Raw genomic sequence first — 22,875 nt, 5'->3', positions numbered from 1 at the left:
TAGAAATTCATAACATCTATTTCACCACCTTCTACATATCGAATTTTTCGTAAAATAAAAAACTCCGTCCTAAATTAATAGGACGGAGATTATCCGCGTTGCCACCTAAATTATATAAAAACTTAATATAAAACTCAATTTTTATATATCTCATTATCAGGTACTTACATACCCTATTCGCTATAACGTACGACTAACGATAAAGTCTACTCTCAAAAATATGATTTCAATTTACTCCTCTAAGGCCCATTCATCAAATTTTTTCTTACCAAGATTCCACCATCCTTGGCTCTCTATATTGAACCTAAATTTAACTACTCTTCCTTGTCATAGGATTTAATTTATTATATATTGTTTTGCCATTGAAATAATCATATTACTTTTTCTAAAAAATGTCAATATATTTTTATAGCTTTTTAAATATACTTCTTTTAAAACTATTTTTTTAAAATAATACTAATAAAAATCAATACTAATTTCTTTCTTAAAATTTTATACCTAATTCAAACTTTTTAAATTTTATTTTCAATAATTTAATTTATTTTCTTATTATTTATCTAGCTATTTTATGTAATTTTTGAATTAGTCTTAATAAGGCTTTAATAATTCTATTTTTATATTCTAATAAAATCTTTTCTTATTTCTTTTAATTAATATTACTATTACTATAGCTATAATGATAAATATCACTATTACTAACAATATCAACTTTGATATTATACTGTGTTTTTTTATACTTCTGTTACTATGTCTATTTATAATTCCATTTCTATACCTTTTATTACTTGTACTTCGTTTTTTTAGTTTTATTTTACTTTTATTTGACCTACTACCTCTATGTCTTTTTCTAGATTTAATAGTCTTAAACTTAGCATTAGTAGATGTATAGTTCGTTTGTGTTGAGTAAACAGATGTACTAAAATCGTTAATAATTTCAGCTTCTACTTGTAGCGGATTTACAATACTGATTACTAGCAAAAAACATATAATTATCCTAATCAATTTTTTCTTTTTTTTCATTTACTTTCCCCTCATAAAAAATTTATATCTATTTTATTATAATATATACTCACTCAAAAACTACAAATTTTTTCAAATTTCTAATTTTTTTATATTAGATATTTTTTATAATATCAGAAGAATATTAAAATTTGACTATATTTTTTCGTCCTTATTCTTAATCTAACTGGAACAATAGGAATTACACAAATAGAATTAAGCAATGCATTCCTTTTTTATATTTATCAATCAACAGTGGAATGTTCAACAATACTATAATGTCATTAACTTTAAATTAAAAACTAAAATTTTACAATTTAGATATCTCTTCAACAATCTCTTTGACAGATTTATTAGAAACATTAATTTTCGTTGTTGCTAATATTTCATACATGGGTAAATAGTTAACACTTCTTTCTATTACATCAGTAAAACGCAAACCTTCCTCTACATCGGTCTTCAACCTTTTTCTCAATACAGTTTCATCACAAATTAAGGAAATATTTATTACTCTACAATCAGATATATCTAGGCAAGATATAATAGTATCAATAATACTTTGTTCATGCATTACCCAACAAAAAATAATATTTTCAAAAGTACTACACTTTATAAAGTTATTCAACAATGAACAAATATTTGAAAGAACCATTTTTTTCGTTTCAACAGTAATTTGAAATGGATGCATATCCCAACACCAATCACCATCAAGAAAAACACTATTTTTCAAGATTAATTTTAGAGATTGGCATACTGTTGTTTTGCCTACTCCCATTGTCCCACCAATAATATAAATATTTTTCATTCATTTTTCCTTTCAAAGTTCAATTTATTTGTTAGTCATATTTTATCACATCAACATATAAAAATCATACTTTAACATCTATCATATTATTCATACCATATACAATTGCTTTGTTATCTTTAGGTCTCTTATATTCCTTCCTAAATGGATTAAGTAGAAAATTAAACTTATAAATCAGTTTTTATTACTTAAATTTTTGAAATAATTAATTTAAACTTTATACATTTATTAATTTGTAACATAATCTATATTCATACTTTCTTTCATTAAAATTCCATGATACAATAATACTGCTAGATAATAGTAGTAGTTTAATATAAAACTAATATATATATAATTATGTAATAATAAATATTACAAAGGAGAGTGAATTATAATGTTATCAAAACCAGCAACAATGCTTTTAGGTCTAATAAATGAAAAGCCTCTTAATGCCTATGAAATTATAAAAGTGCTAGAATACATGAATGTAAAGTACTGGTTTAATATCGCAGACTCAACCGTATATACTACAATTAAGACTTTAGAAAAAAGAGGATTGATTTTAGGTACTGTTAAAAAGGATGGTAATATGCCAGACAAAACGGTTTACACAATCACAGAAAAAGGAAGTATAGAATTTCACGATACTTTGAGAAGTTCTATTTTAAAATTCGATTATGACACTAATATTTTTTCTATTACAGCATTCTTTATTGAATGCCTAGGAAAAGAAGAAAGAAAGAAGCTTTTAGAAAAACGATTAGAAGTTTTAAATCAATATCTAACAGGGATTAATCAAAAAGATGATGATTGGGAAAAAGAAGTTAGTGAATTTCATGTTGCTAATGTAAAACGTATGATAGATATAGTATTAGCAGAAATTTCTGGAACAAAAAAATTATTAACTGTTTGTAAGGGTTAAGCAAAAACTGTAGATAATGGCTTTCCACATATAATTCATAGTTTACTGTTTTGTATTTATTTTATTTACTCTTCTTTCATAGATATAGAAAGGGCACCTCATATGAAGTGCCTATCTATATTATATTCATTTTTAGTTATTACCTTTAACTATTGTATAAAACTTTTTTCTCAATATATTTTCATATACCCTTATGAATGACATCTTGCATTTATTAGGATTCTTTTTTATAAAGTTTATTATATATGATTATGTCAAAGTCGAATATTCTTCTACATACTGACTATATACATATCCAGAATATCTTTTCCCATTTTTGTGAATATTGATTCTTGTCCATTTTCCAACACTATAACAGACTTCAACTTTAAAACCATCAGGAATTGTAGTTATTATTTTTGAATCTGTTGTTCTGTCATTTCTTAATTCTAGATTTAAACCATTAGTTTTTATATTTCCTATGTAATTTCTTTTTCTGTTTTCTAGAATATTATTACTTTTAGCATTGCTCAATTTCTCTAAATATTTATATAGTAACCAACCTTTGTCATAATTACTTTCAACTTCTGCCCATTTTCCATCTACACAATTTAACTTAACCATTTTTCCTTCTGGTATGCTTTTTAATTTCATACTGTTTATATCTGGTTTCTCTCTTAAATTCAATTTAATCTTAGTCTTAAAATTGATGTTAGATTCATCAAAGTTTTTTAACATTAATTCAGATATCATTTAAAATCCTCCTCTTGCCAAATTTTAAGTTATTAAAAATACCTAACTCTTAAAAATTAAATTTAACAAAAAGAATTATTATCTTTTTGGCAACTGGCTGACATGACCTTTATTATATAAAGATTTTAGTCCCTATAGCTTTGCGTCATTAGATTTATCTAATATTGCCTATATCTGAATAATAACACAAATTAAATATTTACAAAATAATATTCCCTCAAATTTTATATTAATTAAATATAAATTCAATTTTTAATTAATAATAAATAAAAAATATCTTTATATTACTAAATAAAGTATTATTCTCTATGAATCATCTATAAAATAGTAATTTACCTAACATATAATTTTTTATAACAAACTTTTTTCTATATTAAGAATATGAAGATATAAAGACAAATTCATAATTTCTTATATCTTTAATACAGGAACTTTTATAAATATATATTAACAAAAAAGTTTGTGTGTATTCATACAGGTTCTTATACCTTATATCTCTTTTTTGATTATTGAACACTATTTAGGTATCATAATTTTTTAAAGCTTACTTGACAAAAAAGGTATATCACTGTTTTATTAATATAAACCGACGGTCAGTCTACAGAATAGATATAAGTATAAAATCTACATATATTTGTATGATTATGAAAGTACATAAATACTAACTAATAAAAATTTTAATGAAAATAGTGGTAACTATTGTTATCTCTTATCAATATATAACATTAATAAAAAAATCACTTATGATACACTTTCTTGAGTTTTTTTATATTCAACTCAGTTCACTTACTTTAGTTATTTACATTGCTATACTTATGCTATTTTTAATTTTTTAAAATTTTTAAGAAACGAGGATGAAATATGTTAAAAAGAATATTACAAAAAGATTTAGCAAGAAATAAAGTAGTAACAGCCACATTATTCATATTTATTTTCCTGACAGCTATGTTGGTATCTAGTGCTACAAATATCATTATAGAACTTACTAGTTCTATGTCTTCCTTGTTTAGACAATCTCATGCACCTCACTATGTTCAAATGTATTCTGGAGAATTAAACCAAAAATTAATCAATGAATTTACATCTTCAACTCCGTCTGTAAAAGAACAACAAACGGTTGAACTTCTAAATATCAATGGAAGAAATATTTTTCTAGGAAATGAGAAAAAAAGCCAATCTGACAGTGTTTTAGAAAATAGTTTTGTGAGGCAAAATAGTAAGTTCGATTTTTTGTTAGACATGAATAATGCTATATTAAAAGTAGAAAATGGAGAAATAGGGGTTCCTGTCTATTACATGAAACAAAATAATTTAAATATTGGAGATAAGATACAAATAGCCAATGGTGATTTCTTCATGGAATTTACAATAAAAGACTTTGTGCGTGATGTACAAATGAACCCTTCCCTTGTTACTTCAAAGCGTTTCTTAATCAGTAATGATGATTGGAATACTTTACATGCTAACTTAGGTGAAAGTGAGTACCTTATTGAATTTCTATTAAATGATATAAATAAAATTAGTGAATTTGAAACGTTATATCAATCAACTAATCTTCCACAAACAGGAACATCAATAACTTATTCTCTTTATCAAGTACTAAATGCATTATCTGATGGAATTTTAGTTGCAATTATTATATTAATTAGTATTCTACTTATTATAATTTCTACTTTATGCTTACGATTTACACTAATTACAACTATTGAAGAAGATTATCGTGAAATTGGTGTTATGAAAGCAATTGGTATCCAAAGTGTTAATATCCGAAAGTTGTATCTTGCAAAATATCTATTGATTGCATCTTTAGCAAGTTTTTTTGGTTATATAACCTCATTATTTATTGGAACTTTTTTTACAGAGAATATCAATCTTTATATGGGTACAGTAGAAAAAAATACTTTTAGTGTCTTTATCCCATTAATTGGTGCAGTTATTGTATTTATAGCAGTTATATTCTTTTGTAATCTAATACTCAAAAGATTTAATAAAATATCAGCAGTAGAAGCATTAAAAACAGGTACTTCAATGACCACTAAACAAAACAGATATAATATAAAACTGTACAAAAGCAAAATAACAAATGTTAATCTCTTTTTAGGATTAAATGAAGTAACTGGAAGATTTACCATTTATAGCTTACTCTGCTTTGTTTATGCTGTCTGCACCTTCCTCATGATTATACCACTTAATTTTCTAAATACTATTCAGTCTCCAGAATTTATTACTTATATGGGAGCTGGTCAAAGCGATATTCGCATTGATTTGCAACAGACAAATGAAACTCAAAACCATCTTAATTCTATATTGAAGGTGATTGAAAGTGATGATGATGTTGAAAAATATGCTTCCTTTATAACGAGTTCTTATAAGGTAGTGAACCAGGATGGAGCGATAGAAAACATGAAAATAGAAAATGGAGATTTTTCAACTTTTCCACTTGAATATGTAAATGGTTCTGCACCAACAAATGAAAATGAGATTGCTCTATCTGTTATAAATGCTGATGAACTAGGGAAAAGTGTTGGAGATAATTTATCCATTTTTTCAGAAGAAGATAATGAACTAATTCTCACTGTTAGTGGCATTTATCAAGATGTTACATATGGTGGTAAGACTGCAAAAGCGATGCTACCTTACAAAAAAGATACAATTTTATGGTATATCATAAATTTAAATATGAAACCTGGAGTTAATTTAACAGATAAATTAGATCAGTATAGAATGGATTGTTATCCTGCAAAAGTTACAAATATGGATGATTATGTAAGTCAGACATTAGGCTCTGTTATTAGCCAACTAAGACTTGTTATAAAGTTAGCTATTATTCTATCTGTTTCGATTTCTGGATTTATTACAGCAATGTTTTTCAAAATGCTGATTGCTAAAGATACATCACAAATTGCAATTATGCTTAATTTAGGATTTTCTACTAAAAATATACGAACTCAATATATTGTAAGAGCATTATTAGTGCTTACAATTGGAATTATTTTAGGAATTATTGCATCAAATACAATTGGTCAGAAAATAGCAGGGCTACTTCTTTCTGGTATATCCAATTTACAATTTATAACAAATCCACTAATTGTATATATAGTTTGTCCAATAACTTTAATTATAACTGTATCTGTTACTATTACAGCAATTAGTATGACAATCAAAAAAATAAAAATTATGTCTATCATAGAATAAGAGGTATATTATGAATAATATTATAGAAGCTCGAAAAATTAGTAAAGAATATGTCATCAGCAAAGAGAATATACATCAAGTTTTAAAAGGAATTGATTTAACCATTCAACATGGAGAGTTTGTATCTGTTATGGGAGCTTCTGGCTCAGGAAAAACAACTCTACTTTATAACTTAAGTGGTATGGATAAACTCACATCTGGAAATATTACATTCTGCGGAGAAATGATTTCTAGTATGTCTGAGGAAGAATTATCGAAGATACGATTAGAAAAAATGGGATTTATCTTTCAACAAAGCAATTTACTAAAAAATTTAAATATTTTTGACAATATAGTCCTTTCCGCCTATTTGAGAAAGGAAGAAAGCCGCCAAATAATTAATGAACGAGCAAAAACACTTATGGAGAAAACAAATATTTCAGAAATCAAAGATAAAGATATTACTCAGGTTTCTGGTGGTCAACTTCAAAGAGCAGCTATATGTCGTGCATTAATTAATACTCCAGAAATCTTATTTGGAGATGAACCAACAGGTGCACTTAATTCTAAAGTAACAAATGAAGTGATGGACATTCTTTTAGATATCAACAACTCTGGTACAACCATTATGCTTGTAACTCATGATGCCAAAGTTGCAGCAAAAACAGAACGAGTAGTATTTATGTCTGATGGTGTAATCATTGGAGAAATTATATTAGGAAAGTTTAATGAATATAATAACAATTTAAAGGAAAGAGAAAATAAACTTACAAACTGGTTATTAGAATTAGGTTTTTAGAAATATTAGCATAAATAAAACAGATATTACTAGTATTATAAAATCAAAATAGTTATAAGTAAAGAAATAAGTAAATCTATTATTAGGAAATCTATAAAGTAATATAAGTACAACTTCTTAAAGCAATAATTGTTTATAAGAAATTTTTCATATATCTAAATTAAGATATGCAACATTTTATTAAACTATCTACTTCACATATATATTAAAGCTGATGACTTATCTAATATTTGATGATAAAATAAAATTAATAAATATTTAATTATAGAGGATTATATTATGAACATTATTAAAAGAGTACCCTTAATATTAATAGTATTAATTGCAATATTACTAACAGGATGTTCTCCAAGAGAAAGTGCTAGTGAAGTAGCAAAAAAGTACACTGATAGAGTAAATTCTGGAGATTATGAAACAGCATATGATTTACTAAGCAAAGACACCAAGAAAAAAGTTAGCCTTGAAAGGTTTAAAGAGTATCAGGATGTATTAATAGAAACTAAAAAAGTAATCGGCTATAAATTAGGAAAAGAAGAAAATATAGAAAAGAAGAAATATGATAGAAAAGAATATAAGAATCTTATTAAACTAGAAGAAACTTATGATATAAAAGATATGTTTTCTAGAAAAAAGAAAGCTTTAAAAGTTGATAGATATTTTGTAGTTGAAAACAATCGATATAAGTTATTATGGCATGAAAATTTTAAAAGTAACCTTAGTTCTAGATACCTTGATTTTGTATATCTAAAACTAGAAAATTTTTCAGAAAAATCTTTTAAGGAAATTGCTATATTGCTAAAAAAAGCAACTGATGCTGATTCTAGCAATTCAGATCTTTACTATATAGAGGCATCTAACTATATGTATTTAGATGACTATGATAATGCTCTACTCCCAATTAATAACTGCTTAAAATATTTAGATAAAAAAAGTTCTGACTACAAAAAGAAAGCAAGTGATGCATACAATTTAAAGGGAGTTATATTAATGTGTAATAAAAAATATGATGAGGCAAAAAAATTTTTAAATAAGTCATTAGATATTAATCAAAATAATGCTGATGCAAAATATAACTTAGATACAATAAAAAATGATTTAGAGTAACTATTTAATTTATACAAAATAAATTCATTTTTATTTATTATGTATTTAATAATATTCCCTATTGAATCAAAATATTTATAAGTCAATTACAAACTTAAATTATAAAAAAGAACTTATTACTATATGAAAGTTAATATATAAACAATAAGTTCTTTATATTTGTACGTAAAACATTAATCAATTAAATTTAAAATACATAACAAGATAATACTAAAAATATATAATTATGTTAGATAATAAAATCTAAAGCAATATGTATTTATAAATATTTATAATTTTTAAATTTGTATATGACAGTAGTTAAATATTACATAATAAATCCAAATAAATATATAGATATAACACCTGTAACAATAGAAATTCCAATAGATTTAAATTTATATGCAACAAGAAGCACAATTAGAAAAGATATAATTTTAGGATTTACTACAGACAAATATAAATTATCTCCATTAAAAAATACATCTTTCGCTGTTAAAGAAGTAAGGATTGCTACAGGTATAAATTTCATTATTTTTTTCAAAGACTCAGGCATATCCTTTTTCGAAAAAATTAACATTGGAAGAACTCTTGGAAGGTATGTAACAATGTACATTCCTATTATAATAAAAAATATATAATTACTATTATTCATAAGATTCCTCCTTTTTCGAATGTACCTTTTCTGCAAAGAACCCAATTAAAGAGGCTAAAATTGATGCAACTATAATTACTAAATTACTCTTAAACAATACATATAAAATAATTGAAATAATAATTGACGATATAAATACTAAAACATAAATCTTGTTTTTTATTTGAGAAACTATTAATGCTATAAACATAGAGGTCAGTATAAATCCAGAAATAGAACTATCTATAGATATTGTTTCTCCTAAAAATGCCCCAATAAAGTTAGCTAAGACTGATGAAACTAGGCAAAAAAAATTGAGATAGATTGCATTTTTATCAGTCCAATTTCCAGTAGTAAATTTTTCATAATTAACTGCAAAAGTTTCATCAGTTATGGTATGGCAAAATGGCAATATAAACTTTGGACTTTTATTTTTTATATACATATTTAAATTGGAACTCATTAAAAAATGTCTCAAATTAACAATAAATGTGGTTAATACAATAGACGTTACACTTGCACCAGCTGAAATCATTGAAGCTGCAATAAATTGAGAACTTCCTCCAAATACCAAAGTTACCATTAATGCTATTTGGAAAGGTGAAAGACCAGATTTCTGCAATAGTATTCCTCCTACTATTCCTATTGGTATATAGCCCAAAATATGGGTATAGAAGCAATAAAACTTTCTCTTAGTTGCTGAGTTCTTTCCATGATAAATCACTCCTTTTAACCTTTAATACACTGAGTATTATTAAAATATAAAATAGATTAATCATATAATTGCAATTATACTTAAACATAGATTTGAATTAACTATATAAGCTTTACTATATAAATAAAAATAAATTAATTTTGAAATACTATTAATTTATAATTACTTTTTGTTGTGAGGCAATAATATATGTCAATTCTTATAAATCAATTATCTATCATATTTTCATTGTAACAGCAAAAAAAATTACACACAATTAAAATATTGTGTGCAATACAATTATCTTTTTTCTTTTAGTAATCGTTTTAATACACTTAAACCAGATTTAAGTTCTTCTATATTTTCTGTAGCACATACAGCTATTCTTATTGCAGAAATAGGTTTTCTTTTCCAACTGCAAAGCGCTCAGATGCATAAACCTGTACACCTTCTTTGAGTGCTTGTAACTCAAGTTTTTCAGCCATTATATCATCAGGTAGTATTAACCATCTAAATATACATTCATTATTTCCTAAAATATTATACTCAGATAAATATTGATTGACAATCTCATTTCTCTTTCTAGCAGACTTACGGCGTGCCTCAATTAATTTATCTGCTTCTCCTGATGCAATCATACGATAAGCTATTTCTGTTAAAAAATATGATTGAGAGAGATTAATATTATACAAAGCACTTGATAAGGCTTCTCTATACTTTTTAGGTGTAGCAATGTATGCAAGACGTAAGCTAGGTGCAAGAATTTTTGATAAACTTGTAATATAAATTGTCTGATTAGGTATATAATTAGCAACTGGATTCAAATGTATTTCATTAAGTAAACCATGAATAGCATCCTCAATAACAATTAGGTTATATTTGGATGCAATATGTGCAATCATTTTTCGTCCATCCTCTGACATTATATGTGTAGTGGGATTTTGATAATCTGGTATTATATATATTCCCTTGATATTTTCATTCTTGCATGCATATAATAAACCTTCTTCACTAATCTCCCCATTTTCTTGTTTAATTGGAATTAATTGTATTCCAAGCATTTTGGCTGCTGTCTTTATTCCAGGGTAAGTTAATGGGTCTACACCTATTCTATCTCCATGTTGAAATAGCCCTGCCAAAATGGCTACAATTGCATTTTGTCCTCCACTTGCAGGAAGTAAGCTATCAGCTGAGGTTTTAAATCCAGTTTGGGAAATCAATTTAGCTATAGCTTCTTTTTGCCAATCAGCGCCATCTCTCTGTCCATATTGAAATATAGTTTTAAAATCCAATTCTTTAGTTATTTGTTTAAATAAAGTACTCATTTCTTATAATGCAAAATCAGGATTCATTGTACCCATTTCAATGAATGTAATTTTATTACTTGACATCAAAAATAAATTTGACCGTATATCATAAGCTACAAAAGTTCCACTTCCTGTCACCCCACTTATTAATCCTTTCTTTTCACAAATTTTAAAGTCTCTAGAAATAGTACTTACATTTACATCTAGGAAGTCTGCCAATTCACGTTGTGGTGGCAATTTGGTACCAGGCAACAAAGTTCCATTATCAATATCTTGTTCTAATTGTTCTGCAATAGCTTTATATAATATTTGTCCTCTTAATGGCCGTTTTGGTTTCCAATTCATAGGATAATTTTCAAAAGAATTAATTGGCATAAAGTTTCACCTCACATTACTAATTTGACTATTTTGTTTATTTAGAACAATAAATTCATTAGGAAAGTGATTATACAAATCCCTAACCTAAACAAATGAATCAATAGCTGTATTTCATAATTACATTTAAATTTATTTTAATATATACACCATATATTTAAAGCGCTTTCTTGTCAACATAAAAGTAATGCAATCATAATTAAATGAATACTAGAATATTTAATTATTTTTATACAATAAAAAAGAAGGTATAAAGAGCTACCCTCAAGCTCAATATACCTTATAAATATCTACACTTCGTTTTTGACTAATTTCTCTATGTCTTTGATAATATGTTCTTTAGATTTTTTTCCAGCTATTGCATCAAAAATTGCAACAGCTTTTTTCTCTCCAAACTTCTCTGCTACATCATTAAACTCTAGAAATCTAACACTTTCCTTTTGTTTGCCAAACATACAACACCTCTCATACATTTTTATATATTTATTATAACTTCTATATGTTTATTTTTCACCAATAAACGTTAGACAAATTAGTTCCTTTATTTTTTTGACTTTATTTTACCTTCAAAATACTTAACAAAACTAGTTTATTCTACCCTATAAATAAAAATATGCAATTTAATTTGTAAAAAACTCTGTAATAAAATCAGTACTTCTCTTTCCAAAAGTTTTACAGTAAAAATAACAAAAATCATTTATTGTGTAGCAGATTTAATATATAAGTAAGATTCCTTAACTATTTTATTTCTAAAAGTAAATAAAAGGTAAAATATTTAATAACAGAAAAGTTTCAAACTTATATGCTATTAGTAGAATTTTTCTAAAAAAACATATCAAATATTTGATTTTCCTGTAAAATACAGTATCTAGTATAATGGCAGATGATTACACAGCTCGAAATAAATAGCCTGTATGCCTTTGATATATAATATCTCAAAAACTTTTATGTTACTATATAGACTTATTTAATTTCACAAAGAACTAAGTGTAATAGGAGATATTTAAACTGATTAAATTAAGGTTATAAATAATTATAATGCCTAATTATTGACTTTGACACCGTGTCGTAGTTTATACTGAAACTGTAAGGAGGAAGTATAATGAAGACAATCACTATAAGCCAAGTATCTAAAAATATGGGGATATCCACTAGAATGCTACGCTATTATGAACAAATTGGATTAATTAAAAGTTTTCGTCGTGAAGGTTATGCTTACAGAGTTTATGATGATGAAGCAATTTCTAGAATTGAGCAGATTATGCTTTTGCGTAAATTGCGAATTCCTTTACGTCAAATTCAAACAATTCTAGAAAATAAAAATGCAGTTACTACTATTAACATCTTTCGTCAAAATATAAATGAATTGGACAAGGAAATTACTGCTCTTTCAACAATCAAGGATATTCTCTTTTGTTTTATCAAAGAATTAATTAAAGTTACAGAACTACCATTCAAAAATATTATTTCTGAAAATGACACATTGTTATCAGCTATTGAATCACTCAATATTGTTAGTATTAGTTTTAAGGAGGAGCAAGGTATGAATAAGTTAAATAAAGCAGATGAAAGACTATCAAAAATCAATGATATACGTATAGTATACCTACCACCAACTACTATTGCTTCCGCTCATTATATTGGTGATGACCCAGAACTTCATGCAAATACAATGCTTGATGAATTCGTGCGTAAAAACAATTTGAATAAAATTAAACCAGATTTAAGACGTTATGGTTTCAATCATCCTAATCCAATAGATGAAACAGGCTATCATGGTTATGAGGCATGGGTGACAATTCCAGATAATATGGAGATTTCGGCACCACTTAAAAGAAAGCAATTTGCAGGAGGGTTATATGGTGTACATATGATTGCTTTTGGCAATTTTGCTGAATGGGATGCACTTCTTGAATGGGTGAATAACAGTGAGAAATATGAATTTGCAGGTGATTTACAAGACCAAGAACATATGTGTGGTCTTTTAGAAGAACATTTAAACTATTTTAGCCATATAGAAAAGACAGACCTTGAGGTAAAAGATATACAACTTGATTTACTAATACCTATTAAGGAAAAATAAGAAAAAATATCAGCATAATAATACTAGTTTGTCAAAAAGATTATATGACTGTGAGATAGCAATTATGATAGAGGAAGATTATTTTTGAAAAGAAGAAATATATCTTTCTATTTAACATTCTAACTATTGACAATTAAACAAAATTATAATAAAAAATAGATAAACTATATAGTTTATCTATTTTTTATTATAACTTTAAGCAATCAATATATTTAAATCTAATAAAATTTATCTAAAGTCTTAAAGTTGAAAAAGATAAATGAAGTACCAAGAACCACTTCCTTTTTTTAATCGTCAATCTTATCTCATACATCCTCTGATATACTTGATTTTCTAATAGGTTTTATTATATCAGTATTAAAAAAACTGTCTTAGAATATATCTTAGATATTAAATATTAATTACAAAAACAAATCTATAATTATATATTAAGTTCTTCTAAGATTTTTATTGCAAATCTTGCATTTGGATATGTAATAGAGCCACCACCAATTACACCTATTTTTATTGCTTCTATAATTTCAGCCTTACTTGCTTCAGAGTTTACACACCCCTCTATATGATAGCAAATGCATTCATCACAACGACTTAAAATAGAAATTGCTAATCCCATCAACTCTTTATTTTTTTTACTTATAGCTCCCTCAGAATAAGTCTTATCATCAAGACTTCCAAAGGCTCTAAAAAATTCATCTGTTTCACTTAGTTTATTATTATATAATTTTCTATATTCTTTCATTTCTTCAAGATTCATGTCTACCTCCTGTGTTCATAAATAATTTTTATAGAGTATGATATAACATCATACTTATATTTTCAATATTAAATATGAATTTTCAATTTATAATGCATATCCTGATTGGTAAATAACCTTAGAATATATAGTTACTGATGACTTCTTACTTTTAATGTTAATTAATTTCAGAGCTAAGATAAATATCTTAATAAGTTTTTAATTGTCTGTTTTAGCTCTGAAATATATAAGATTTAGCTAAGCTTTATAAAAATATATAACTATCCTAGTTATTTTTAGCTGAACTTTTATATATAAAATAAGAATAAATAAATGGTATCACTACAATCATAATTATTACAAAAGTATTATAAAAAGGAATATTAATAAATGCATTAATAATTAACAATATTCCACCAATAATCCAAATCCATCCAGCTAAATGATGTGTTTTATTCCAATTTTCTTCATCATTAAGAGTCCATGGTAATTTTATTCCTAATGTATAGTTTTGTTTACATTTAGGAATATAGTTTCCAATAAAGAAAATCAATATTCCTGAAAATAATCCTATATAAAAATTTGTCTCTAAAGTAATTCCTATTGAATACACAGTCATCATTACTTGCAAAATAACTGAAAGTATAGCAACTCCCCATTTTGAAAAACCTTGAAGTATTTTTGAAAATCCTATTTTCTTTGGTTCATTTTCAATTCTAAACCATGTATATAAATGAATACATAGCATTAATAATGGTACACCAAAAGCCGCTATAACTTTTGGAGCATAATTATCTGGATTTCCATAATTGTCAAAATGAATTGCAACCTGATCTGGCAATCTATTATAAAAATAAACTGATACAATAAATGGTATAAAACATACTAAAGTTGATAAAACAAATTGTTTATTTATCATTTTTTTCATTATCTTTTTCTCCCTTCTCCATAAATTGTGAAAACCAAAGCATAACTTCCTCAAAAACTGAAGTATTTATTTCATAGAAAATGAAGTTTTTATACTTGGTTTCAAATATGAGCCCTGCCTTTTTTAATTGAGATAGATGATAAGAGATTGTGGCATTTGTCATATTAAATTTTTCACTAATTTCTCCTGCTGACATCTTGTTATTCTTTAGCATAAGTAAGATTTCTCTTCTTACAGGGTCAGAAAGAGCTTTAAACGTTTCTGGAAAACCCAACAATATCACCTCTCTATTTAGAATTTCATCTAAATACAATATAGCATAATTAATTATTCATTTCAATAACTATTTAGATTTTTTTCTAAATAGTTATTGAAATGAATAATTATATAAATTTCTAAAACTAGCTTTAAATAAAACAATCTCAATCATAGACTGTTTTATTTAAATACTTTACTTTCAAAAAAATAAAGGACTTAGAAATAAAACTCTAAGTCCTTTTATTTTATAAACTTTCTTATATTTAAAATATAATGCGCACTATTTATGCAACATATTCATACTTTTCTCTGTATTCTCTTATGGCATCATTCCAAGCTTCTTGTACTGTTACACCTCTTTTATTAGCAATTCTCTGTGCCAGTTCAATTATTTTCATAGCTCTTCTTGATATGTTCATATATATTCCTCCTACAAATTATTATATATTTCATATACATAGATTAAAGTTATATTTTTATACTATATAACTTTTCTATTATAATATTACAATTTCCATATGTATTATATATGAACTGTATTAGAAGATAATTAGAATTTTTGTAAAATTTGTATATATTCATATTTATACAACATTAACCTCATGAAAATCTTAAAATAACATGAAATATATGTTCTCATATATACTATAATGAGCATTTAGAAACTACAAAACACTTGAAGTTTTTAATTATCAGTATCCTATAAAAAAGCCATAACTAATATAACTACAATGGTTGTAGATTTTTATATAATATATAAATAATTATAGGAATTAAAACTATCTAATTAAAACAATGTCTGGTACATTAGCTTTGTGACCATAAACAATGCCATTACTAAAAATATTGGTTTTATCATTTTTGAACCATTTTTTATTGCAACTTTAGCACCCACATAGGCCCCTATTATCATCACTAATGCAAACAATACAGCAATTTTATAATATACTTGACCATTTATCATAAATAATAATAACGAAGTTACATTGCTTGTCAAGTTTAATATTTTTGTATTTGCTGAAGCATGCAAGAAATCATATCCATATATTTTTATAAATCCGAAAGTTAGAAATGTTCCTGTTCCAGGTCCAAAAAAACCATCATAAAATCCCATTATAAATGCCATAAGCATTCCTAATCTCAAATTTTTCTTATTAATACCTTCAAATCTATCTTCTTGACCTAAATTTTTAGAAACAAAAGTATAAATTGCCACTATTAAAATCATTAATACAACTAAAACATTTAGTATATTTTCATTTATTGATAATACACATTTTACTCCTAAAATACTACCTATAATAGTAAAAGGAACTAACTTTTTTAAAAGTTCATTATTAGTTTTGCCAGATTTTGCATATCTATAAGCACTACTTATACAACCTGCTGATGCTGCAAATTTATTTGTACCAATAGCAAGATGTATTGGTACTCCAATAGCCATAAGAACAGGCATACTGATAAGCCCACCTCCACCTGCTATAGAATCTACAAAAGCAGCTATAAAACCCCCTATACATAAAAAAGTAATTACAAACATAAAATTCCTCCATACATTCTATTTCAATCTCCTTTATAATATATACTCTATACAATTTCTTTTTAATTTTTATTGTCCAATATATTTTTTCTATATTCATTTGGAGTACTATTATTAAATTTTTTAAATATTTGTGAAAAATAACTGCTATTATTAAATCCTACTTTCTTACAAATATCTGCTATACTCATATTTCCATTTTTTAAATATTTTTTAGATTCTTCTATTCTAAGAATATTTATATACTCAGTTATTGAAATTTTATTCTTTTCATTAAAAATAGAACTTAAATAATTTGGACTTATAAAAAATACATCAGATATGCTATTTAAATTTATATTTTCTTTATAATGTTTTTGTATATATTCGTTTATCTTTTCAATTAAATTTACTTTATCTTTTCTCCAAAAGTCTCTATTAATATCAATACATTCTTTAGAAAATTCAAGTAATATATTCCATAAGTCTTCATCACTACTTACAAGTGATATTTTTTTAGTATATTTATTTTTTACATAATAAATAAGATTTAAATCTTCTAAATCTCTAAGTACTGTTCTAGATAATATGAGCGTCATCTCTTGAACAATACTCTTAATATTATTATGTATTTTCTTATTTACCTCTATTAATTTACAAATACCTTCTAAATTCATATTTTTAATTTCTTTCTCAAGAGAAAATTCTAATTCATAAGGATACTCTCCACCAGCAGTATTAAGTATACTAATTTCTATAGGGCTTATAATACATTTTTCTTCTAACAGCCTAGTATTAGCCTTTTTAAGTGCATCTTCAAGCCTTATATTGTCTTTTCTATTTTTTAATATTTCCTCATCCTTTATGCTAAGTTGGTTTTCAAAGAATTTTCTTTTCGCTATTTCCTGAATAAAATCAGTTACCATTAGTAAATTTTCTTTTAATACATATAATCTACTTTTAGGATTTAATGGAATTTCACTGTAAATTTTATTTATATATTTTGTATCTATATTTGAGTTATTTGACAATATAGACAACTTTTTATCTATATCAATAGATTTATATATTATAAAATTTCCACATTCTATATACCCAATTATATTTTCTTCTAATGCTATCGGTATCTCTAGACTAGAAACATCATAATCACAATTATATATTTTAGTAAAATTGTCGTTATTTATATTTTTATTAAGTTTTCTATTACAGGTTCTTATATTTTTGCAAGTAACGCAAAATTTAACTTCTCCATTAGTTTCAAATATTTTTTCGTGTTTTGAATCATAAATAGATATTTTAAGCTTCAGTATATTAGATATTTGATTTGCAATATTTTCAATTATATTTATATTAACTAATTCTTGTATATTATTCTCAGAAAACATGATTGGTAATTGTTTTAAACTCGAAAATTTATAGGGAACATAGGCGATTAATATTATCAAATCATTTTTACCAGTATTTATAATTTCATGTTCTGAATATGGTGGGCAATAGATTATTGATGATTTCTTTATATTAATCTTTCTACCATCAATTATTTGTATTCCTTCTCCTTGAATCACGTATAAAAGTTGTTCTTCACTTAAATGAAAATGTTTTTCTTGACAATTTCCTGGAAAAAATTTTACAACTCCAGCACTAAGTCTATTAGATTGTGTTTTTGATGGCTCATGTATCCATGTAACTTCTCCCCAATTAAATTTTTGCACTTCATATTTACTCGACTCACTAAAATACTCCATAAGCTCACCTCTTAGTTTTTGTCTAAATATTTTTTTATTCTTTCAAATGTCTCATTACTTATCACATGCTCTATTCTACATGCATCCTTTTCAGCTATATTGAATGAAACTCCCAATGTATTTATTAGAAATCTAGTAATTAAAATATGTTTTTCATAAATTTCTTCTGCTTTTTTTCTACCATTCTCAGTTAAAATAATTTCACCATCAAGCATCATTATAATAAGACTACTTTCTTTTAAAATCCCTACAGCTCTACTTACACTTGCTTTACTATAATTTAATTCTTTTGCTATATCAATAGACTTTACAACTCCATTTTTCTTCTCCAAAATCAATATTGTCTCTAAATAATTTTCTCTTGATTCATACATTTCTACTTCCCCCAAGCAATAACAATTCAATTCTAATATTTTTATCATACTAATTAAAAAAGTATAACTGTATGTTTTAACATCATAATCTAGATTGTTCATATATAATAAAAAAATACTCACTTTTATACTCATAAGTATTTTTATCACTTACATTAATATATCTTATCATAATTTTCTTTTTTATTACATAGAGAAATATCATATAAAATAAAACCCATTTTAGATTTTGATATATAGTGTAAAAATCATTAAAAACGAGACTTTACATAAATAAATAAATAAATAGACAACATAGTTGAAAAACCTTCATAAAATCAGGTATAAATGACAGGAATACTAATTCATTTTCTACACACTATTTTAATTATTATCAACCCATTAATTCTAAGAAGTTAATATCAAAAACTAGTATCCTTTTTCTATATTTACTTATCCTCAATAGAAATAGTTATAAAAAGAGCACAAAAAATTATTTCTTAACTGCCTTTTTTTCATTTAGATAAGCTACTTTTTCATCTATTTGCTCCATACAATGTTCCAACACATGTATTTTATTTTGAATATTCTGTTTATATTGCTCAAATAGGCAAATTCTTTTATCTATTGTGTCATCTCCCATATCACAGAAATGAAAACATTCATATATATTCTTTATAGATAAACCTGCCATTTTAAGTTCTGTAATAAATATCAAGTGTTCTACATCCTTTTCTGAAAAGTAACGAACACCGCTTGGTTTTCTATTGATAGGAAGTAGTAAACCTTTTTCTTCATAAAAACGGATTGCTGATGGAGAAATTTCAGTTATTTTTGATACCTCAGTCATGGAATATTGCATGTTCTTTACCTCCCTAAACTTTTAAATGAATAATAACATTATAAAAATTCCTTTCATAATAGTCAATCAGTATTCAATAAAAAGTATTGACTTCAAGTTAGGTTGAAGTTGTATAGTTTGAAGTGTAAAAATCAATTTGTAAAAGAAAGGATTATATAAATGGAAAAATATGCAACTATGATTAAAGAAAATTTAAATGCAGGAAAAGTACTTTGTGGGATTGCAGTTTCACTGTCTGATTCAGCTGTAAGTGAATTAGTAGGATTATCTGGATACGATTTTGTATGGATTGAGGGAGAACATGGAGCTTTAGACCATAAAGACATTCAGCAACATATGATAGCAGCACATGCTGGTGGTGCTGCTTCTTTGGTTAGATTGGGAAATAGTGACCCTACTCTTGTTAGAGCTATAATGGATATGGGAACAGATATTATAGGCTTTCCATTTATTAATACAGTACAAGACGCACAAAAAGCAGTATCAGTTACCTATCCACCAAAAGGCATAAGAGGATGCAACCCTCAACGTGCTTCGTATTATGGGCATATGAATTATTTAGACTATATTAAAAATGCAGATAAAGAAACATTGAAAATGATGTTAATTGAACAAAAAGCAGGCTATGACAATCTTGAAAATATAGTACAGGTTGATGGTTATATTTCTTTTACAATAAATGGAGCACATTATTACTCCTTTTCCTTACATTTTTCTACAACACTTATTAAAACTTTCATAAGATTAAATAGCTCAGATTATTCAGTTTATACTTAATAAACATACTGCCAGATAACAAATAAAAAATCGTTATCTGGCAGTACTGAATATATATTGAAGTCAAAATATTAAATATTTTATCTTTTATAAAATATTCATTACATATATCATGCTATTAATATTTTTTAGTGTTATGTATACTAATATTATCATTAGTTTTTAAAAATTAGCTTTTTATAGCATACAAATTTATTCAGCCAACATTTTACCTAATTCAATACAATTAGCCTCTGCCTCTCCATCTGGATCTTCCATTGCTGTGATTCCTTCACCACCTATAATTGTAGCACCAGCATTTTGCATACGTTCTTCCCAATCTCTCATCCATTCACAATTTCCCCAACCATATGAACCAAATAATCCAATCTGTTTACCTGATACCATTGCTTCTAATTCTGATACAAATGGTTCCATATAACCTTCTTCCAATTGTTCTGCTCCCATAGATGGGCAACCTAGTGCAAATTTATTTTCTCCTTTTAAATCGCTTGGTTTCAATAAATTTACATCTAAAACCTCTGCTATTTTACCTTTTGACTTTACACCTTCAGCTACAAAATTTGCCATTTTTTCAGTATTTCCTGTTCCACTCCAATAAACAATATATATTTTATTCATTTTTACCTCCTACGATATTTTTAATCATTCTTTTAGTTAGCTATAGCTAACTAGAATTTAAAAAATAAAAGATTTCTTTATTTGAAATCTCTTTATTTTTTCTAAATATATAATATCATGCACAGTTTTAAAAATCAATACTTATTGATAATATTTCTCATTAAATAATTTTTATCATTTATTTCGTAAATATATAGTCCTTATCTTTCATTAGCAAACAAAGATTATCTTTTAGTATTTCCCTTGTATTTATAAAGATTTAAATATAAGTAACCATTTCCTTGTTCTGTTCTAGGCAAACCAAGTGCTCTTGTACACTTTATCAACTGTGCATACAACTCAGCTTCATCAAAATTTCGTTCAAACTCTTCTCTTGCCCACTCTTTAATCAATGCCATTGAACCTGTTACATAGGGTGCACTCATACTAGTACCACTCATAATAGCAAGTTTATTATCCATATAAGTGGATAAAATATTTCTTCCTGGTGCAACTAAATCTATTGTACTATTTGAATTGCTAAATTTCTCAACTAAATAATTTTCATTTATTGCACCTACTTCTATTACTTCAGGATAACTTGCTGGATAACTATATTCACTTGTACTAGAATCCCCATCTCCATTATTACCAGCTGCACACACTACAGGAATATTATTTTTTACTGCTTGTAAAACAGCATTTTTTAGATTTTTATCATCTTTATTCCCTCCTAGAGACATAGATATAATATCTACCTTGCTACTTACAGCAAAGTTGATAGCATTAATTATACTCTGATATGTCCCAATACCATCTTTATTTAATGCTTTTGCTATTAATAATTTACAATCTGGTGCTACTCCCATAACTTCATTATTATAATTAGATGCTGCTATAATGCCTGCTACATGTGTTCCATGTCCATTAAAATCCTCATATATATTTTTATTTCCATTACTATCATCACTGAAATTTGCACCTCCAATGATTTTTCCTTTTAATAGAGGGTGAGATGTATCACAACCTGTATCTATTATACCAACTACAACATTTTTACCAGTGTAACCCTCTTCCCACATTCCTTTAGCATTCATTTGTTTTATACCATATGGAAATTTATTCTTTGTTCCTCTTAGATTTTCATTTATCTCATATGGAATTAACTTCATTTTTTTATTCATAATGTATCCCCCTAAAAATTTTATTGCATATAAAAAATTATAAACAAGTTAAAGTGATAAACTATAAATTAATAATTTAATTTATAGTTACATGCTTATACTCATCTATTTATATTTATGATATGTTTTTTATTTTTAGGAGTCATATTTTATTGTCTACAAAATAAAATTTATATGTTATATCAAACTAAAGATTTGCTTACATATACAGATTTACTTTTGTAGATAATCTACTTTTTTGTAGGATATAAAATATTTTATACATTTAAAACAATAAAATAGGATATCTTATTTATGGTAAAAACTTTTTAAGATATCCTGTTA

Annotated in this window: 24 protein-coding genes, 1 riboswitch and 1 other annotated feature; of the genes, 6 read left to right on the top strand and 18 right to left on the bottom strand. The window is 25.7% G+C overall.

The genetic code is table 11. From position 1 onward, the window contains the following. Window positions 1–75: 75 nt before the first annotated feature. Window positions 76–340, bottom strand: a binding site (T-box leader). Window positions 341–621: 281 nt separating this feature from the next. Further along, window positions 622–1,020 (bottom strand): hypothetical protein, encoded by a 399-nt coding sequence (locus IC173_RS06570; protein ID WP_227482626.1) that lies wholly within the window; start codon window positions 1,018–1,020, stop codon window positions 622–624. A 289-nt stretch (window positions 1,021–1,309) separates the two neighbouring features. Continuing rightward, window positions 1,310–1,804: an AAA family ATPase gene (locus tag IC173_RS06565; protein WP_227482625.1), complete on the bottom strand. Its 495-nt coding sequence runs from the start codon at window positions 1,802–1,804 to the stop codon at window positions 1,310–1,312. Between the two features lie 376 nt (window positions 1,805–2,180). Between IC173_RS06565 and IC173_RS06560 the strand changes: the two genes are divergently transcribed. Beyond that, window positions 2,181–2,708, top strand: a complete 528-nt coding sequence (locus IC173_RS06560; RefSeq protein WP_227482624.1) for a PadR family transcriptional regulator — start codon at window positions 2,181–2,183, stop codon at window positions 2,706–2,708. Window positions 2,709–2,957: 249 nt separating this feature from the next. On the opposite strand, the gene IC173_RS06555 is transcribed toward IC173_RS06560, so the two are convergent. After that, window positions 2,958–3,440, bottom strand: a complete 483-nt coding sequence (locus IC173_RS06555) for an SH3 domain-containing protein (RefSeq protein ID WP_227482623.1) — start codon at window positions 3,438–3,440, stop codon at window positions 2,958–2,960. An 85-nt stretch (window positions 3,441–3,525) separates the two neighbouring features. Further along, window positions 3,526–3,619: riboswitch (cyclic di-GMP riboswitch) on the bottom strand. Between the two features lie 682 nt (window positions 3,620–4,301). On the opposite strand from IC173_RS06555, the gene IC173_RS06550 reads away from it, so the two are divergent. The 3 genes from IC173_RS06550 (at window position 4,302) to IC173_RS06540 (ending at window position 8,517) form a co-directional block, all read left to right on the top strand. Continuing rightward, window positions 4,302–6,635: an FtsX-like permease family protein gene (locus IC173_RS06550; RefSeq protein ID WP_227855321.1), complete on the top strand. Its 2,334-nt coding sequence runs from the start codon at window positions 4,302–4,304 to the stop codon at window positions 6,633–6,635. Window positions 6,636–6,645: 10 nt separating this feature from the next. Beyond that, window positions 6,646–7,413, top strand: coding sequence for an ABC transporter ATP-binding protein (locus tag IC173_RS06545; RefSeq protein ID WP_227482621.1), 768 nt, complete (start codon window positions 6,646–6,648; stop codon window positions 7,411–7,413). 279 nt (window positions 7,414–7,692) lie between these two features. After that, window positions 7,693–8,517: a tetratricopeptide repeat protein gene (locus IC173_RS06540; protein WP_227855320.1), complete on the top strand. Its 825-nt coding sequence runs from the start codon at window positions 7,693–7,695 to the stop codon at window positions 8,515–8,517. Window positions 8,518–8,824: 307 nt separating this feature from the next. Here the strand turns inward: IC173_RS06540 and IC173_RS06535 are convergent, their stop codons facing one another. From IC173_RS06535 to IC173_RS06515, 5 genes are all read right to left on the bottom strand, one after another. After that, window positions 8,825–9,151: an AzlD domain-containing protein gene (locus tag IC173_RS06535; RefSeq protein WP_227435111.1), complete on the bottom strand. Its 327-nt coding sequence runs from the start codon at window positions 9,149–9,151 to the stop codon at window positions 8,825–8,827. Further along, window positions 9,144–9,752 (bottom strand): AzlC family ABC transporter permease, encoded by a 609-nt coding sequence (locus tag IC173_RS06530; protein WP_255613321.1) that lies wholly within the window; start codon window positions 9,750–9,752, stop codon window positions 9,144–9,146. Before IC173_RS06530 ends, IC173_RS06535 begins: the two co-directional genes overlap by 8 nt. A gap of 458 nt (window positions 9,753–10,210) precedes the next feature. Beyond that, entirely contained in the window at window positions 10,211–11,149 is a 939-nt protein-coding gene (locus IC173_RS06525) for a PLP-dependent aminotransferase family protein (RefSeq protein WP_227855318.1), read from the bottom strand. Window positions 11,150–11,152: 3 nt separating this feature from the next. Continuing rightward, on the bottom strand, window positions 11,153–11,506 hold the full coding sequence (locus IC173_RS06520) for a winged helix-turn-helix domain-containing protein (RefSeq protein ID WP_227855317.1): 354 nt from the start codon (window positions 11,504–11,506) through the stop codon (window positions 11,153–11,155). A 290-nt stretch (window positions 11,507–11,796) separates the two neighbouring features. Further along, a complete protein-coding gene (locus IC173_RS06515; RefSeq protein ID WP_227435106.1) occupies window positions 11,797–11,961 on the bottom strand; it encodes a hypothetical protein in 165 nt (54 codons plus the stop codon). Between the two features lie 647 nt (window positions 11,962–12,608). Here IC173_RS06515 and IC173_RS06510 point away from each other — a divergent pair. After that, on the top strand, window positions 12,609–13,589 hold the full coding sequence (locus tag IC173_RS06510) for a MerR family transcriptional regulator (protein WP_227855316.1): 981 nt from the start codon (window positions 12,609–12,611) through the stop codon (window positions 13,587–13,589). A gap of 421 nt (window positions 13,590–14,010) precedes the next feature. Here IC173_RS06510 and IC173_RS06505 read toward each other — a convergent pair whose 3' ends face one another. The 8 genes from IC173_RS06505 to IC173_RS06475 form a co-directional block, all read right to left on the bottom strand. Then, complete coding sequence (locus IC173_RS06505; RefSeq protein WP_227435101.1) at window positions 14,011–14,343, bottom strand: carboxymuconolactone decarboxylase family protein; 333 nt, start codon at window positions 14,341–14,343, stop codon at window positions 14,011–14,013. Window positions 14,344–14,608: 265 nt separating this feature from the next. After that, window positions 14,609–15,250, bottom strand: coding sequence for an SdpI family protein (locus IC173_RS06500; RefSeq protein ID WP_227823968.1), 642 nt, complete (start codon window positions 15,248–15,250; stop codon window positions 14,609–14,611). Continuing rightward, window positions 15,231–15,524, bottom strand: a complete 294-nt coding sequence (locus tag IC173_RS06495) for an autorepressor SdpR family transcription factor (RefSeq protein WP_227435096.1) — start codon at window positions 15,522–15,524, stop codon at window positions 15,231–15,233. The genes IC173_RS06500 and IC173_RS06495 overlap by 20 nt, the downstream gene beginning before the upstream one ends. Window positions 15,525–15,792: 268 nt before the next feature. Beyond that, window positions 15,793–15,927, bottom strand: a complete 135-nt coding sequence (locus tag IC173_RS20695) for a hypothetical protein (RefSeq protein ID WP_255612865.1) — start codon at window positions 15,925–15,927, stop codon at window positions 15,793–15,795. Window positions 15,928–16,295: 368 nt separating this feature from the next. Then, a complete protein-coding gene (locus IC173_RS06490) occupies window positions 16,296–17,048 on the bottom strand; it encodes a sulfite exporter TauE/SafE family protein (RefSeq protein ID WP_227435094.1) in 753 nt (250 codons plus the stop codon). A 62-nt stretch (window positions 17,049–17,110) separates the two neighbouring features. Further along, window positions 17,111–18,775: a helix-turn-helix domain-containing protein gene (locus tag IC173_RS06485; protein ID WP_227855315.1), complete on the bottom strand. Its 1,665-nt coding sequence runs from the start codon at window positions 18,773–18,775 to the stop codon at window positions 17,111–17,113. Window positions 18,776–18,786: 11 nt separating this feature from the next. Further along, window positions 18,787–19,149 (bottom strand): metal-dependent transcriptional regulator, encoded by a 363-nt coding sequence (locus IC173_RS06480; RefSeq protein ID WP_227435091.1) that lies wholly within the window; start codon window positions 19,147–19,149, stop codon window positions 18,787–18,789. 472 nt (window positions 19,150–19,621) lie between these two features. Further along, window positions 19,622–19,990 (bottom strand): MerR family transcriptional regulator, encoded by a 369-nt coding sequence (locus IC173_RS06475; protein ID WP_227855314.1) that lies wholly within the window; start codon window positions 19,988–19,990, stop codon window positions 19,622–19,624. 159 nt (window positions 19,991–20,149) lie between these two features. Between IC173_RS06475 and IC173_RS06470 the strand changes: the two genes are divergently transcribed. Then, on the top strand, window positions 20,150–20,767 hold the full coding sequence (locus IC173_RS06470) for an aldolase/citrate lyase family protein (protein WP_227855313.1): 618 nt from the start codon (window positions 20,150–20,152) through the stop codon (window positions 20,765–20,767). Window positions 20,768–20,959: 192 nt separating this feature from the next. Here IC173_RS06470 and IC173_RS06465 read toward each other — a convergent pair whose 3' ends face one another. Both IC173_RS06465 and IC173_RS06460 read right to left on the bottom strand, forming a co-directional pair. After that, on the bottom strand, window positions 20,960–21,388 hold the full coding sequence (locus tag IC173_RS06465) for a flavodoxin (RefSeq protein WP_227834316.1): 429 nt from the start codon (window positions 21,386–21,388) through the stop codon (window positions 20,960–20,962). Window positions 21,389–21,612: 224 nt separating this feature from the next. After that, window positions 21,613–22,551: a S8 family peptidase gene (locus tag IC173_RS06460; protein ID WP_227435084.1), complete on the bottom strand. Its 939-nt coding sequence runs from the start codon at window positions 22,549–22,551 to the stop codon at window positions 21,613–21,615. Window positions 22,552–22,875 lie beyond the last annotated feature (324 nt).

The sequence above is a fragment of the Clostridioides sp. ES-S-0048-02 genome (genome assembly GCF_020658495.1).
In the GTDB taxonomy this organism is placed as follows: Bacteria; Bacillota; Clostridia; order Peptostreptococcales; family Peptostreptococcaceae; genus Clostridioides.
The sequence above is the reverse complement of the archived record's forward strand: the minus strand, read 5'-3'. Positions and strand labels throughout refer to the sequence as shown.

Bases quoted from the DNA above. Each gene is read 5' to 3' on its own strand.
- IC173_RS06570 (WP_227482626.1), bottom strand. From the start codon at position 1,020: ATGAAAAAAAAGAAAAAATTGATTAGGATAATTATATGTTTTTTGCTA.
- IC173_RS06565 (WP_227482625.1), bottom strand. From the start codon at position 1,804: ATGAAAAATATTTATATTATTGGTGGGACAATGGGAGTAGGCAAAACA.
- IC173_RS06560 (WP_227482624.1), top strand. From the start codon at position 2,181: ATGTTATCAAAACCAGCAACAATGCTTTTAGGTCTAATAAATGAAAAG.
- IC173_RS06555 (WP_227482623.1), bottom strand. From the start codon at position 3,440: ATGATATCTGAATTAATGTTAAAAAACTTTGATGAATCTAACATCAAT.
- IC173_RS06550 (WP_227855321.1), top strand. From the start codon at position 4,302: ATGTTAAAAAGAATATTACAAAAAGATTTAGCAAGAAATAAAGTAGTA.
- IC173_RS06545 (WP_227482621.1), top strand. From the start codon at position 6,646: ATGAATAATATTATAGAAGCTCGAAAAATTAGTAAAGAATATGTCATC.
- IC173_RS06540 (WP_227855320.1), top strand. From the start codon at position 7,693: ATGAACATTATTAAAAGAGTACCCTTAATATTAATAGTATTAATTGCA.
- IC173_RS06535 (WP_227435111.1), bottom strand. From the start codon at position 9,151: ATGAATAATAGTAATTATATATTTTTTATTATAATAGGAATGTACATT.
- IC173_RS06525 (WP_227855318.1), bottom strand. From the start codon at position 11,149: ATGAGTACTTTATTTAAACAAATAACTAAAGAATTGGATTTTAAAACT.
- IC173_RS06520 (WP_227855317.1), bottom strand. From the start codon at position 11,506: ATGCCAATTAATTCTTTTGAAAATTATCCTATGAATTGGAAACCAAAA.
- IC173_RS06515 (WP_227435106.1), bottom strand. From the start codon at position 11,961: ATGTTTGGCAAACAAAAGGAAAGTGTTAGATTTCTAGAGTTTAATGAT.
- IC173_RS06510 (WP_227855316.1), top strand. From the start codon at position 12,609: ATGAAGACAATCACTATAAGCCAAGTATCTAAAAATATGGGGATATCC.
- IC173_RS06505 (WP_227435101.1), bottom strand. From the start codon at position 14,343: ATGAATCTTGAAGAAATGAAAGAATATAGAAAATTATATAATAATAAA.
- IC173_RS06500 (WP_227823968.1), bottom strand. From the start codon at position 15,250: ATGAAAAAAATGATAAATAAACAATTTGTTTTATCAACTTTAGTATGT.
- IC173_RS20695 (WP_255612865.1), bottom strand. From the start codon at position 15,927: ATGAACATATCAAGAAGAGCTATGAAAATAATTGAACTGGCACAGAGA.
- IC173_RS06490 (WP_227435094.1), bottom strand. From the start codon at position 17,048: ATGTTTGTAATTACTTTTTTATGTATAGGGGGTTTTATAGCTGCTTTT.
- IC173_RS06485 (WP_227855315.1), bottom strand. From the start codon at position 18,775: ATGGAGTATTTTAGTGAGTCGAGTAAATATGAAGTGCAAAAATTTAAT.
- IC173_RS06480 (WP_227435091.1), bottom strand. From the start codon at position 19,149: ATGTATGAATCAAGAGAAAATTATTTAGAGACAATATTGATTTTGGAG.
- IC173_RS06475 (WP_227855314.1), bottom strand. From the start codon at position 19,990: ATGCAATATTCCATGACTGAGGTATCAAAAATAACTGAAATTTCTCCA.
- IC173_RS06470 (WP_227855313.1), top strand. From the start codon at position 20,150: ATGGAAAAATATGCAACTATGATTAAAGAAAATTTAAATGCAGGAAAA.
- IC173_RS06465 (WP_227834316.1), bottom strand. From the start codon at position 21,388: ATGAATAAAATATATATTGTTTATTGGAGTGGAACAGGAAATACTGAA.
- IC173_RS06460 (WP_227435084.1), bottom strand. From the start codon at position 22,551: ATGAATAAAAAAATGAAGTTAATTCCATATGAGATAAATGAAAATCTA.